This is a genomic window from uncultured Roseibium sp. (assembly GCF_947496995.1).
GTDB lineage: Bacteria > Pseudomonadota > Alphaproteobacteria > Rhizobiales > Stappiaceae > Roseibium.
The window spans coordinates 1-13344 of sequence record NZ_CANMFD010000005.1; the positions used below are offsets into that span (position 1 = coordinate 1).

General features: G+C 60.9%; 15 protein-coding genes. 12 read left to right on the forward strand and 3 right to left on the reverse strand.

Annotation, left to right across the window (positions count from 1 at the left end; genetic code table 11):
* Positions 1-400: 400 nt before the first annotated feature.
* Positions 401-1537 carry an iron-containing alcohol dehydrogenase gene (locus tag Q1B40_RS18960; protein ID WP_299817791.1) on the reverse strand — a complete coding sequence of 379 codons (1137 nt, stop codon included), beginning with the start codon at positions 1535-1537 and terminating at the stop codon, positions 401-403.
* Between the two features lie 363 nt (positions 1538-1900).
* A complete protein-coding gene (tesB, locus tag Q1B40_RS18965) occupies positions 1901-2767 on the reverse strand; it encodes an acyl-CoA thioesterase II (RefSeq protein WP_299817793.1) in 867 nt (288 codons plus the stop codon).
* Between the two features lie 132 nt (positions 2768-2899).
* Between tesB and Q1B40_RS18970 the strand changes: the two genes are divergently transcribed.
* The 12 genes from Q1B40_RS18970 (at position 2900) to Q1B40_RS19025 (ending at position 12624) form a co-directional block, all read left to right on the forward strand.
* On the forward strand, positions 2900-4147 hold the full coding sequence (locus tag Q1B40_RS18970; protein WP_299817795.1) for a ubiquinone biosynthesis hydroxylase: 1248 nt from the start codon (positions 2900-2902) through the stop codon (positions 4145-4147).
* Positions 4148-4191: 44 nt separating this feature from the next.
* Entirely contained in the window at positions 4192-5064 is an 873-nt protein-coding gene (locus tag Q1B40_RS18975) for an SDR family oxidoreductase (RefSeq protein WP_299817797.1), read from the forward strand.
* Positions 5065-5129: 65 nt separating this feature from the next.
* A complete protein-coding gene (locus Q1B40_RS18980) occupies positions 5130-5324 on the forward strand; it encodes a twin transmembrane helix small protein (protein ID WP_068408376.1) in 195 nt (64 codons plus the stop codon).
* A gap of 37 nt (positions 5325-5361) precedes the next feature.
* A complete protein-coding gene (locus tag Q1B40_RS18985) occupies positions 5362-5937 on the forward strand; it encodes a cob(I)yrinic acid a,c-diamide adenosyltransferase (RefSeq protein WP_299817802.1) in 576 nt (191 codons plus the stop codon).
* Positions 5938-5976: 39 nt separating this feature from the next.
* On the forward strand, positions 5977-6669 hold the full coding sequence (locus Q1B40_RS18990) for a rhomboid family intramembrane serine protease (RefSeq protein WP_299817805.1): 693 nt from the start codon (positions 5977-5979) through the stop codon (positions 6667-6669).
* Positions 6670-7252: 583 nt separating this feature from the next.
* On the forward strand, positions 7253-8002 hold the full coding sequence (locus tag Q1B40_RS18995) for an electron transfer flavoprotein subunit beta/FixA family protein (protein ID WP_299817808.1): 750 nt from the start codon (positions 7253-7255) through the stop codon (positions 8000-8002).
* A gap of 21 nt (positions 8003-8023) precedes the next feature.
* Positions 8024-8956, forward strand: coding sequence for an FAD-binding protein (locus tag Q1B40_RS19000; RefSeq protein ID WP_299817811.1), 933 nt, complete (start codon positions 8024-8026; stop codon positions 8954-8956).
* A gap of 151 nt (positions 8957-9107) precedes the next feature.
* Entirely contained in the window at positions 9108-9989 is an 882-nt protein-coding gene (locus Q1B40_RS19005; RefSeq protein WP_299817814.1) for a 3-hydroxybutyryl-CoA dehydrogenase, read from the forward strand.
* Between the two features lie 6 nt (positions 9990-9995).
* Positions 9996-11492, forward strand: coding sequence for a class I adenylate-forming enzyme family protein (locus Q1B40_RS19010; protein ID WP_299817817.1), 1497 nt, complete (start codon positions 9996-9998; stop codon positions 11490-11492).
* 75 nt (positions 11493-11567) lie between these two features.
* Positions 11568-11771 (forward strand): hypothetical protein, encoded by a 204-nt coding sequence (locus Q1B40_RS19015; protein ID WP_068408362.1) that lies wholly within the window; start codon positions 11568-11570, stop codon positions 11769-11771.
* Positions 11772-12070: 299 nt separating this feature from the next.
* Positions 12071-12331, forward strand: a complete 261-nt coding sequence (locus Q1B40_RS19020; RefSeq protein ID WP_299817822.1) for a hypothetical protein — start codon at positions 12071-12073, stop codon at positions 12329-12331.
* An 86-nt stretch (positions 12332-12417) separates the two neighbouring features.
* Positions 12418-12624, forward strand: a complete 207-nt coding sequence (locus tag Q1B40_RS19025) for a hypothetical protein (RefSeq protein WP_299817826.1) — start codon at positions 12418-12420, stop codon at positions 12622-12624.
* Between the two features lie 38 nt (positions 12625-12662).
* Here Q1B40_RS19025 and Q1B40_RS19030 read toward each other — a convergent pair whose 3' ends face one another.
* Positions 12663-13325, reverse strand: coding sequence for a TlpA disulfide reductase family protein (locus Q1B40_RS19030; RefSeq protein WP_299817829.1), 663 nt, complete (start codon positions 13323-13325; stop codon positions 12663-12665).
* Between the last annotated feature and the right edge of the window lie 19 nt (positions 13326-13344).

Here is a 13344-nt window from a genome sequence, read left to right on the forward strand (position 1 = left end):
CAACAGTTCTGGGGCAACGCGTGTTCAGTCGGAGATCATGACGTACCTGAACAAGGTGGGCCCCAGATGCCGCTTACGTCAGAATCTACTGTTACCCTTGTCGATGCGAATGTCCGCTTCTCTGTTTTCGTGTCCGGAAGTCGCCAGTCAGCAGGCGGTCCCATTCCCGTCATTCGTTCCGACTGCAACAAATGACCGCTCCCCACCCTCTATAGACCTTTGCACGTCGCGCAAACAACGACCGCTTTGGAGGTTGGGCGGAAATCCAGCGAACGTCCGTCTTGGCGGCGCTTTCCGGACCGCGGTAGCTTCCATCAATACCGGTAACAGCGGTTCCGGGCAGTGCCGTGGTCCGGAAAGCGCTCAAAGGTGTGTCGGAACCGGTCCCGTTCATCGGCTGTCAGCAAGAGGCTTGCAGCATCCCGAGATAGTCGTCAGCGGTTGCGTCAATGGGGTTGGTCTTGTGGCTGTGGTCGGCCAGTGCACCGGAAATGATGCGGTCGAAGAGATCTTCCGAAACACCCAGCTCCGACAGACTGACCGGCAACCCGATGGCCGCCGTCATCTCCTTGATGGCCGCTCCGATTTCCGTTCCGGCAGCCAGACCCATGGCGGTGGCCATCCGGGCATACTTGTCTTCGCTGACGGACGCCGGGGCCGGCTTGTTGAATTCCAGAACCGCGGGCATGAACACCGCGTTCAAAGTGCCGTGGTGCAGCTTCGGATTGAGCCCGCCGAGCGCATGACTGAGGCTGTGCACACAGCCCAAGCCCTTTTGGAAGGCCATCGCGCCCATGGTTGCGGCAATTGCCATGTTGGCGCGGGCGTCCTTGTCATCCGGTGTTTCCGTCGCCTTGCGGATATTCGCCCAGGCGCGGCGCAGTCCTTCAAGCGCGATGCCGTCTGCCGGCGGATTGAAGGACGGGGCAAGATACGTCTCGACGCAGTGCGAGATAGCGTCCATTCCGGTGGCTGCAGTCAAAACGGGCGGCAGCGTCATGGTCAATTCCGGATCGACAATGGCGGCTTTCGGGATGAGGAATGGAGACAGCAATCCAACTTTCCGGCCGTCATCCAGTATGACAATCGCCCCGCGTCCAACTTCGCTACCGGTGCCTGACGTTGTCGGAATAGCGATGGTCGGCCAGGTCCTGGCCGTGATCTTTTGCAGGCCGCCCTCGATGACCGCATAGGTCTTCAGGCTCCCGCCATGTGCGGCGAGGATGGCAACTGCCTTTGCAAGATCGATGGATGATCCGCCGCCAATGGCGATAATCCCGTCGGCTTCGACCTCCTTGAACAAATCCGCCGCGACACGGACGGCCGCCTCGTTCGGGTTGCCGGGGGTCTCGTCGTAAATGCCTGCCGGCGCCTCGCCGAGGACGGCTTCAACCTTGTCGAGAAACCCGAGATTACGGACGCCCTTGTCTGTCACCACGAGCGGGCGCGAAATTCCGGCGAGCGTCAGTTCTTCCTTCAACGTGACAAGCTCGCCAAAACCAAACTGGACTCGGGTTACGTAATTGATCAGAGGCATGTCGCTCACTTTGCTGATATGCCCAATGGAAACTGATCCGGACAGAAATTAAGCCATTGGGCGAATATTTTCCGATTGGCCGCAAGATAAACTCTAAAGGCGACCTGTAAATCCACTCTCTTTCAATTCGGGTATAACGAGAAGGGAATTGACGCTTACTGCAAAGCCTCTTCGTCAGTTCTCTGTCATTTCGGCGATCAATGATAACGGCTGACTGGCAACGAACGGCGGTTTTCAGGGCCGGCCGGAGACCAACCGAACGACCGACCTTGGGGGGTGAAGTTGTCGTTCGCAGCGGTGCGACCGATATCTGTTTCGACCTGAGAAATCGCGCCGGATGTCCTGGATCCAGAGTGCCCCGTTTCACTCTTTCCGTCGCAACCGGATCAGGCCTTCCTGGGCGGTGGAGGCGATCAGGGTGCCGTCTCTGGTGTAGAGCGCGCCCCGGTTCATGCCGCGCGATCCGGAGGAAGACATGCTGTCGGTTGCGTAGAGCAGCCAGTCGTCCGCGCGGAACGGCCGGTGGAACCACATGGCATGGTCGAGGCTGGCGGCCTGGATCTTCGGGCTGAAAACGGATGTGCCGTGAGGAAACAGCGACGTGTCCAGCAGCGTCATGTCGGAGGCATAGGCGAGGACGCATTGGTGGATGCGTTCGTCGTCCGGCAGCGGCCCGCTGGCCCGGACCCAGACATACTGCTGCGGCGGCAGGGGCTTCTTGCTGAAATAATGGGTCATGTCGACCGGGCGCATCTCGATCGGCCGTTCGCGTTCCCAGTAGCGGCGGATGTTTTCCGGCGCCATGGTCAGGAACTTGTCCTTCAACTCCTGCTCGCTCGGCAGGTCTTCGGGCGCGGGCACGTCCGGCATGTCGCTCTGGTGCTCGAGGCCTTCCTCGATCACCTGGAACGATGCGGACATGGAAAAGATCGCCTCGCCATGCTGGATGGCGACCACCCGCCGGGTGGTGAAGCTGCCGCCGTCGCGGATCCGGTCGACCTCGTAGATGATCGGCACTTCCGGATCGCCGGGGCGCATGAAATAGCCATGGAGGGAGTGAACGTGCCTGTCCTCCACCACCGTCCGGGACGCCGCGACAAGCGCCTGGCCGATGACCTGGCCGCCGAAGACACGCTGCCAGCCGACCTGGGGGCTGCGACCACGGAACAGGTTGCGCTCCAGCGGTTCCAGGTCAAGTATCTGCAGAAGGTTGTCGATGGCCCTGTTCATCGGCGCGATCCCTGTTAGATAGAGTGCCGGGTATTGAAGCCGGGACAACCGGCCTTACGTGCACTCTTGAACGTCACCTGACGTTAAAGTCAAGATGTCGTTCGGGAAGGTGGCGGCAAGGAGATAGAGACGATGGCCAAGAAGGCAAAGACAAGCGGTTCGTCGGACATGTTCGATGTCGTGATCGTTGGCGGCGGCTATGTGGGCCTGTCCCTGGCCGTGGCCCTGAAGCAGGGCGATGCCGGTCTGACATGCGCGGTGGTCGATCCCAAGCCGATGGATCAGCTCCACAAGGACCCGCGGGCGTCAGCCATTGCGGCTGCTGCCTCGCGCATGCTGACACAGCTCGGTATCTGGCAGCAGATCGAGGCCGAATCCCAGCCGATCAACGAAATGATCGTCACCGACAGCCGGCTGCGCGATGCCGTGCGTCCGGTGTTCCTGACCTTCGACGGCGAGGCCACCGAAGGGGAAGCCTTTGCCCATATGATGCCTAACGGCGTCATGATGCCGGCGCTCTACAAGGCGGCCAAGAAGCTCGGTGTTTCCTTCTTCGCACCCGCGACCGCCGATAGCTTCCGCACGCTTCCGGACCACGCGGAAATTACGCTTGAAGACGGCTCCCTGCTGAAGAGCCGGTTGCTGGTCGCGGCGGACGGCGTGCGCTCCAGGCTCCGCGATCTGGCGGGTATCCGCACCGTCAACTGGGACTACGGCCAATCCGGCATCGTGACGACGGTCTCGCATGAGCGCCCGCATGAAGGCCGGGCGGAAGAGCATTTCCTGCCCGCCGGCCCGTTCGCCATCCTGCCCCTGCCCGGCAACCGGTCTTCTCTGGTCTGGACAGAAAAGACGGCGGATGCGGACCGTCTGGTGCGCTCCGACGATTTTACCTTCGAGCTGGAGCTGGAGCGGCGGTTCGGCCATCACCTCGGGGCGCTCAAGGTGGAGGGCCCACGCCGGGCCTACCCGCTGGGGCTGAAACTGGCCCGGGATTTCGTGAAGCCGCGCTTCGCCCTGATCGGCGATGCCGCGCACGGCATTCATCCGATTGCCGGACAGGGTCTCAATCTCGGTTTCAAGGATGTTGCCGCGCTGGCAGAGGTGCTGGTGGACGCGCGCCGCCTCGGGCAGGACCTGGGTGGTCTCGACGTTCTGGAGCGCTATCAGCGCTGGCGCCGGTTCGACACGTTCCAGATGGGCGTGGTCACGGATGTGCTCAACAGGCTATTTTCGAACGACAACGATTTTCTGCGCGCCGTGCGGGATTTCGGTCTCGGTCTGGTCGACCGCATGCCGGGCCTCAAGACACAGTTCATCCGGGAAGCTTCCGGCTTTGCGGGGCCCGTTCCGAAATTGCTTTCAGGGGAACCAATCTGATAGGAGTTCGGGACCGAAATATTTCACCACCGGATTCTTCCTGAATGAGTGGCTACCCCGACAGTTTTCCTGAACCGAAATCCATACTGATTACGGGGTGTTCTTCCGGCATCGGAGCCATGGCATGCCACAGGCTGCGCGGGCGCGACTGGCGGGTGTTCGCGTCCGCCCGGTCCCAGGCGGATGTGGACCGGCTGCAGGACGCCGGATTCGAGGCCTACCGTCTGGATTACGAGGATGCCGACAGTATTCGGGCGACGGCCGATGCCGTGCTCGAGAGAACCGACGGCAAACTCAATGCGGTGTTCAACAACGGCGCCTTCGCTGTGCCCGCGGCCCTGGAAGACCTTCCGACCGCAGCACTGCGGTCGCTTTTCGAAGCGAATTTCTTCGGCTGGCACGATCTGACCAGGCAGCTCCTCCCCGCCATGCGGGCCAACCGGTCCGGGCGTATCGTGCAGTGTTCGTCTGTGCTAGGGCTTGTGGCGCTGAAATACCGCGGTGCTTACACCGCCTCGAAATTTGCCCTGGAGGCCTATTCGGACACGCTGCGGCAGGAATTGGCCGGGACGGGTCTGCATGTGTCGCTGATCGAACCGGGACCGATCGCAACGAAGTTCACCGAAAATGCCCTGGCGAATTTCGACCGCTGGATCGGTGAGGACGGATCGAATTCCTCTGTCTATCGGGAAACCTACGAAAAACAGCGCCGGCGCATGGAAGCGGGAGAACCGGGACCGTTCAAGCTGGGCCCGGAAGCGGTCGTCAAGAAGCTCATTCATGCGTTGGAAGCAAAGCGGCCGAGGGCGCGCTATCATGTCACTGTTCCGACAACCGTCATGGCTGTGGCAAAACGGGTGTTGCCGACGGGTCTTCTCGACCGTTTCTGCATATGGGCCGCCGACGGCGAAAAATAGCTTCTCCGGACCGCGGGCTCATGAAACGCAGGCCGGGTGCGGCGCGGGGCTGAAAAGGATAAAAAATGGCTGATATCATCAACACTCTTATTCCGATCGGGCTGGCGGCCGTGGCTATCGTGCTGCTGCTCGGCATCTGGAACATGTTCCGCAACGGACCGGCGAACCGTTCGCAGATGCTCATGCGCTGGCGGGTCGGGCTGCAGTTCCTGGTCATTGTCCTGGTGATGGGCGGGCTCTATTTCTTCGGAAACCGCTGACGGAAATCGTTGACGGAAATTTGGGGGACGGCGAGCAATGGTTATTCTGAACAAGATCTACACAAAGACCGGCGATGACGGCACCACCGCGCTGGGGTCCGGCGAGCGCCGGCCGAAGAACGATCTGAGGGTCGAAGCCTACGGCACGGTGGATGAAACCAACGCGGTTGTCGGGCTGGTGAGGCTGCACACGGGCGAAACCGCGCCGGAGGTCGATGTCTTTCTCGGCTCCGTCCAGAATGACCTGTTCGATCTTGGCGCCGATCTCGCGACGCCGGAGACGGACAAGGATCTCGGCTATGAGCCGCTGCGCGTCACGGATGCCCAGGTGGAAGCCATCGAGCAGGCAATCGATGTCCTGAACGCGGATCTGTCGACCTTGCGGTCTTTCGTTCTGCCCGGCGGCAGTGCCGCCTCGGCGCAACTGCACCTGGCCCGGACCGTGTCGCGGCGCGCGGAACGGCTGATCGTGGAGCTTGCCGGCAGAGAGAAGGTCAATCCGGCCGCCGTGCGCTACATGAACCGCCTCTCGGACTATTTTTTCGTCGCATCCCGCTATCTCAACGACAAGGGCGGGCAGGACGTTCTCTGGGTGCCCGGACAGAACCGGTAGACGCCAGCCGGTACGCCACGGCGCAGGCCCGGAGGGCTGATGTTTATTCCACTTTACGATCACAAGCGGCGGGTCCATGTCCCCCACCCTTATGTGAACCTGACGATCATCGCCGCGAATGTGTTGATTTTCCTGTTGTATCAGGGGGCGGGCAACCAGCTGGCTGTCGGGGCCTCGTCGTATTCCTTCGGGCTGATACCGGCGGTGTTTTTCGATATTCGCGAACTCGCGCCGCAGCTGCAGATGCTGCCGGAGTGGATGTCGATCGTGACATATGCCTTCCTGCATGGCGGCTACATGCACCTAATCGGCAACATGCTGTTTCTGTGGGTGTTCGGAGACAATGTCGAAGATGCCATGGGGCATGTCCGTTACCTGGCTTTCTACCTGATCTGCGCGGCGGCGGGAGGCTATGCCTATGCCGTGCTCGACATGAATTCGGAAGTGCCGCTGATCGGGGCGTCGGGCGCCGTATCGGGTGTGGTCGCCGGCTATCTGATGCTGCATCCGCGCGTGAAGATCTGGGTGCTGGCGCTCGGCCGGATCCCGCTGCGGCTGACTGCCAACTGGTTGCTGGGTGCCTGGATCCTTTACCAGATCGTCAACGCCGTCGTGGTGGAAGGGGGACAGGTGGCTTTCATCGCCCATGTGGGCGGACTGGTTGCCGGAGCGGTTCTGGTTGTCTTCTTCCGGCGCAAGGGCGTGCGGCTTTTCGACAGGAACATTGCCTGAAGATTTTCCGGATCGTGGCGGGTGCCGGGTCCTCCAGGGTCTCTGGGGCAACGGTCTCGACGCAGCGTTGAACTGTCATCTTTGCGACCCTCGATTTTCCAGGTGCGGCAAATTGCGGCGTTAGAGCGTGTCTCATCACTATGGATCCATTTGATGTCGATAAACGGTTCACTCGGCAAGGCGCGTCGCGCAGCGCGATGCAGTGCATCGGGCAAGCGGGGCAACGCTGCCGATGGGCCGTTTATCGACACCCTGGAAAGATCAGAGCTATCGGAATTGCAGCTGGATTGGGCCGAACAATCTTGCCCTCAGGCGTCGTTGGTTTGCGCTTATGGTGGGAGGCACCACTGCGCGCAAACCGTCTAGCCTGAGACCAAAATTGTCTCGGTCAAATGAATCCATATTGATGAGATACGCTCTAAACCGATTAGCCCGATTGACAGCTGCCGTGCTGGTCATTACGGTCCCCCGCCATGCGCTACGATTGGCTCATTTCCGCCGTTTGTACCCTAAGGTCATCCCGGGGCGGAGAGCCTGAAAATGCGGTGCGGTGAAAGCCGGCCCAGCAAGAGGTTGAGACCAGATGAAAATCCTCGTACCCGTCAAGCGGGTCATCGATTACAACGTGAAAGTCCGTGTTAAGGCGGATGGTTCGGGTGTCGATCTTGCGAACGTCAAGATGTCCATGAACCCGTTCGACGAAATCTCCGTCGAAGAAGCCCTGCGGCTGAAGGAAGCCGGAAAGGCGACCGAGGTGATCGTCGTGTCCGTCGGACCGCAGCAGGCGACCGAAACGCTCAGGACCGGCCTTGCCATGGGCGCCGACCGGGGCATTCTCGTGAAGACCGATGCCACCACCGAGCCTCTGGCCGTCGCCAAAATCCTCAAGGCGATCGTGGAAGCCGAAGAGCCGGGTCTGGTGATTCTCGGCAAGCAGGCGATCGACGACGACTGTAACCAGACCGGCCAGATGCTGGCGGCCCTGCTCGGCTGGAGCCAGGGAACTTTCGCCTCGAAGGTCGATCTCGGCGAAGGCACCGTCGATGTGACCCGCGAAGTGGACGGCGGCCTGCAGACCATCAAGCTGAAACTCCCGGCAATCGTCACCACCGACCTGCGTCTCAATGAGCCGCGCTATGCTTCGCTGCCGAACATCATGAAGGCGAAGAAGAAGCCGATCGACGAGAAATCGCCGGAAGACTTCGGCGTCGACATTTCGCCGCGGCTGACTGTTGTCTCAACAACCGAACCGCCTGCCCGCCAGGCCGGTATCAAGGTCGGATCCGTCAGCGAACTCGTCGACAAACTCAAGAATGAGGCCGGTGTCCTTTAAGGGCGTTGCAGGAGAACCAAAATGACAACACTTCTTGTGGCTGAACACGCCGGCGGCGCATTGAACGACATGACGGCCAAGGCCCTGACGGCAGCCGTCGCGCTGGGCTCCGATGTCCATATTCTCGTGGTCGGCAAAGGCGTCCAGGGCGTCGCGGAAGCTGCCGCGAAGCTGACCGGCGCTTCCAAGGTGCTGGTCGCCGAAAGCGACGAGCTGGAGCACCAGCTCGCCGAACCGACAGCTGACCTGATTGTCGGACTGGCGGGCGATTACGACGCCATCGTCGCGCCAGCGACGGCCAACGGCAAGAACACGCTGCCGCGCGTCGCCGCTCTGCTGGACGTGATGCAGATCTCCGACATCACCGCCGTTGTCGATGCGGACACTTTCGAGCGTCCGATCTATGCGGGCAACGCCCTTCAGACCGTCAAGTCCGGAGACCCGAAAAAGGTCATCACGGTGCGGACCTCCACTTTCGCGGCCGCGGAAGAAGGCGGTTCTGCTGCCATTGAAGCCGTCGCGGGTACCGCATCGGGCGGATTGTCGGAATTCGTCGGTGAGGAGCTTTCCAAATCCGATCGTCCGGAGCTGACGTCCGCGAAGATCATCATTTCCGGTGGCCGCGCGCTCGGCTCGGAAGAAAAGTTCCAGGAAGTCATCATGCCGGTGGCGGATGCGCTCGGTGCTGCCGTCGGTGCGTCCCGTGCCGCTGTCGATGCCGGATATGCTCCGAACGACTGGCAAGTCGGGCAGACCGGCAAGGTCGTCGCCCCGGATCTCTACATTGCCTGCGGCATTTCCGGTGCGATCCAGCACCTGGCCGGCATGAAGGATTCCAAGGTGATCGTCGCGATCAACAAGGATGAGGAAGCGCCGATCTTCCAGGTGGCCGACTACGGTCTCGTCGCCGATCTGTTCGATGTGCTGCCGGAATTGAAAGCCGCCGTCGAGTAAAGCCTGCGGCAAATTCATCACGGACCCCGTAGCGATTGACAGTTTTCGCTACGGGGTCCTTGCTGTTCGGCGCAAGACTTGCCAAAAATAGCCTCAACACGGCGATCGGGCCGGCGATCAGGGTATTTTTTTAAAAGATCGGATTCTCAGGATGGCTGTCGAAATCAAAAAAGTCGGCATTATTGGCTCGGGGCAAATGGGCAGCGGTATCGCGCATGTGTGCGCGCTTGCCGGCTACGAGGTCGCCTTGAGCGACATATCCATGGAACGGATAGAGTCGGGGCTGGCTTCGATCAACGGAAACCTGGCGCGCCAGGTTTCCAAGTCGCTGATCACCGAGGAAGCGAGAAAGGCGGCGCTCGACCGGATCAAGCCGGCCGAAGACCTGGATCTCGTCAGCGATGCCGATCTGGTGATCGAATCCGCGGTGGAGAACGAACAGGTCAAGCGGAAGATCTTCTCCCAGCTCTGCCCGATCCTGAAACCGGAAGCCATTCTGGCCACCAACACCTCGTCGATTTCCATCACCCGTCTGGCGGCGTCGACCGATCGCCCCGAGCGCTTCATCGGCATCCATTTCATGAACCCGGTTCCGTTGATGGAACTCGTGGAGCTGGTTCGCGGCATCGCCACCGAGGACGAGACCTTCGAGGCTTCGAAGGAATTCTGCGACCGGCTCGGCAAGCAGGTCGCGGTCGCCGAGGATTTCCCGGGCTTCATGGTCAACCGCATCCTTCTGCCGATGATCAACGAAGCCATCTACGTGCTTTATGAAGGTGTCGGATCGGTGGAGTCCATCGACAAGGCCATGCGTCTCGGTGCCAACCATCCGATGGGCCCGCTGCAACTGGCGGATTTCATCGGCCTGGATACCTGTCTGTCGATCATGCAGGTGCTGTACGAAGGCCTGGCGGATACCAAATACCGCCCCTGTCCGCTGCTGGTGAAATATGTCGAGGCCGGCTGGCTCGGCCGCAAGACACAGCGCGGATTTTACGATTATCGTGGCGAGACACCTGTCCCGACGCGATAACTCCCGATGAATCTTGCGCGGTATTGTCTGACCAGGGCCGGCGCCGACCCGGGCAAGACGGCGCTGGAAGTGGTCGGTCCGGGCGGGGAACTTCTGGAAGTCCATACATTCGAAGCAATCACGCAATCGGTTCTGTCCGTTGCGGGAGGTCTTGCGGCCGCCGGTCTTCAGGCCGGGGACCGGGTTCTGCTGCGCATCGGACATTCGAGCGATTTTCCGCTGCTGTTTTTCGGCGCGATCGCCGCTGGCTTCGTTCCCGTGCCCACGTCCGCGCTGCTGACGGCGCTTGAGACAGAGGCGATCCTGAAAGATTGCGGTGCGTCGATGGTGCTGCACGACGGCAAGACCACGCTGCCGGTGAGCACGAACGTGCCTTTTCTGGGGCCCGAGGGCATCGACGGGCTGAAACGCTCCGCTCCTGCGGATTTCGCGGATACCGGTTCGGATGACCCGGCCTTTCTGATCTACACCTCCGGAACGAGCGGCTCACCGAAGGGTGTCCTGCATGCCCATCGGGCGGCTGCCGCCCGTGCGCCGATGTACCGGGGCTGGTATGGCATTTCCTCCGCCGACCGGCTGCTGCATGCGGGTGCCTTCAACTGGACCTATACGCTCGGGGTCGGACTGATGGACCCCTGGGCAAATGGGGCGACCAGCATCGTCTATGACGGTCCCCGGGACCCGGAGATCTGGCCGCTGGTCCTGGAGGCCAGCCAGGCAAGCCTTTTCGCCGCCGTTCCGAGCCTCTACCGGCGCATCCTGAAATACGGGGAGGTCTCGAGAGACGCCTTTCCGGCGCTGCGTCACGGACTGACCGCCGGGGAAGCGCTTTCCGCCGCGCTTTATAACGACTGGAAAGAGCGGTCGGGCCGCGAGCTTTATGAAGCCCTCGGCATGAGCGAAATTTCGACCTATCTTTCCAGCGGCCCCGATGTGCCGGTGAAACCGGGTTCACCGGGGAAACCGCAGGCCGGACGCAAGGTGGCGATTCTGGAAGAGGACCCGACGGCAGATCCGGAGCTTGCGGCTGCGGAAAAAACCGGACTTCTCGCCATTCACCGCGACGAGCCCGGTCTGATGCTGGGTTACTGGAACCGGCCGGAAGAGACAGCGGCGGCGTTCAAGGGGGACTGGTTTCAGACGGGAGACCGGGCCCGCCGGGACGAGGATGGTTACTACTGGTACGAAGGCCGTTGCGACGATCTGATGAATGCCTTCGGCTACCGCGTCGCGCCGGAGGAAGTGGAACGGGTTCTGGCGGCCGATCCGCAAGTGCTGGAAGTGGCCGTCACATCGGTCGCTGCCCGTGCGGGCGTAAGCTTGATCACGGCGTTTGTCGTTCCGCGCGATCGCCACAGTTTCGATGCGGATCGCCTTGCTGCCCACGCAATGTCCGCCCTTGCCGACTACAAGCGTCCGAAGGACTACCGGGTCGTCGATCAACTGCCGCGCACACCCTCCGGCAAGGTGCGCCGGAAAGCGCTCGGCAACGACGGGAATTGAAAAGGTAAGCCTTTGTTAACGCTTGTTTAAGGGCTGGAAGTTAGGGTCCGGTTTCAATCAGGAGACCCGTTCGGTATGGACAGCGCCGGAATCGCCAACACCTATGTTGCCATGACTCAGGCCCAGACGGGCCAGCAGCTGCAGTCGGCGATGATGAAAATGGCGGCCGAGCAGGACGCCAGCCTGGTTGCTCTCCTGCAGGAAGGCGCTGACAACCTTCAGGCGGTCCAGGCCGCTCCGGCCGAGGGTCTGGGGACCCAGGTCGACGTAACCGCCTGACATCTTTCTTTCTTCAAATTCTTAACAGCAGACCTGTTCCGAGCCCTTCGGAAGGCGATTCCTCGCGTCCAGGCACCTCTCTCGGGATGTGACCGAGCGATTAAGAACGATCACGCGTCTTTTGGGATACTGAGCAACTTCAATAGATTGCTCAAGAGTACTTAAATTTTTATATAAAATTTCTATTGTCTGTCAGTAGCTTCTCAATCAACTGAAGCGTTTCATTTTAAAATTTACCTTTGAATTCAGTTGTGTAAGGCAAAATACCCTTCGAACGAATTTCAGGGATTGGAAAGACCATGACCGCTTCAATAGGAAGTGGAACATCTCAGGCTTTTCAGCCCGCGCTCAGTTCGGCGCGGACGGAAAAGGCTGCTGAGCAAGCGGAAGCGGCCAAGGCGCGGCAGTCTGAAGCCGTTGCTGAGACGGTCAAGCGTCAGGCCAATTTCAGCTCCAATCGCGCGGAGGTCCTGTCGCGGCAGGCCGAGCAGATCGAAAACCGCGTGCAATCGCAGGATCCCGGAAAGGGACTCGGCGGTCAGGTCGATATCACGGTCTAGAACATTCCGGTTTCAGTCGAGAGCAGGATGCTCTCGACAAGCAAAATACGGTGAGATCTCTTCACCACGCCAAAGGAGTACGGCTTATGTCGAGTATATCCGAAACGTCTTCTTCCGCTGCCTACAGCGCTGCCGACACGCGCAGCCAGCTTGCGGCCAATGCCGTTCGCGATCAGAACGAGCAGGAACGTCAGGTGGCCACCAGGCTTGACGAGGCGCAGGAAACCGACCAGACGCGCCGCGAAGCCCGCAAGATCCCCGGCCTCGGCGAAGCGGTCGATATTTCCGTTTAAAATTTACCTGTCAGGCCCATTGATATTCCGGCGCGCGCTCAGCCCGCCGGTTTTTTCATGACGCTTCGAACAAGCTCCTTGGCCTCGCCCGAGGCCCACTCGGCGGGGCCGTACATGGTGCCGATCTCGCAGCCTTCCGGACTGACCAGGATGGTCGTCGGCAGGCCTGTCGCGCGGGCAACCTTTCTCAGGTCCTTCAGGAGCCCGTTCGAGCTGTCCTGATAGTAGGTCAGGTGGCTGACACCGATTTCCTCAAGGAAGGCCTTGGGTTTGTCCGGCCCGCCGCGATCCAGATTGACCGCGACCACTTCAAAGCTTTCATCGCCCATATCCGCCTGAAGCTGATCCAGAGCCGGCATCTCCTTGCGGCAGGGGGCGCACCATGTTGCCCATAGATTGAGAAGAACGGTCCTGTCGCTGAAGTCGGCGAGGCTGACCTGCTCGCCATCCGGTCCCATGAACGTCAGGCCCTTGAGATCAAGCGGCTGGCTCGCGGGCAGGAACGCGGCCACTTCGCCGGTGGCGTGGGGTTTGGCCGACGCCGCGGTCTCCAGGGTGGCCGAGCAGGTTTCGGCGCCTGCAATGTTGCCATCGGGTCCGGCGATCACGTATAGAGCCGCTACAGCAGCTACGGCGCCTGCAAGCCCGGCGGCCAGAAGGCCGCGACCGGAGCGTTTTGCGGGTTCGGTTGGCTTCGTCATTCGTTCACACCTCGCAAGA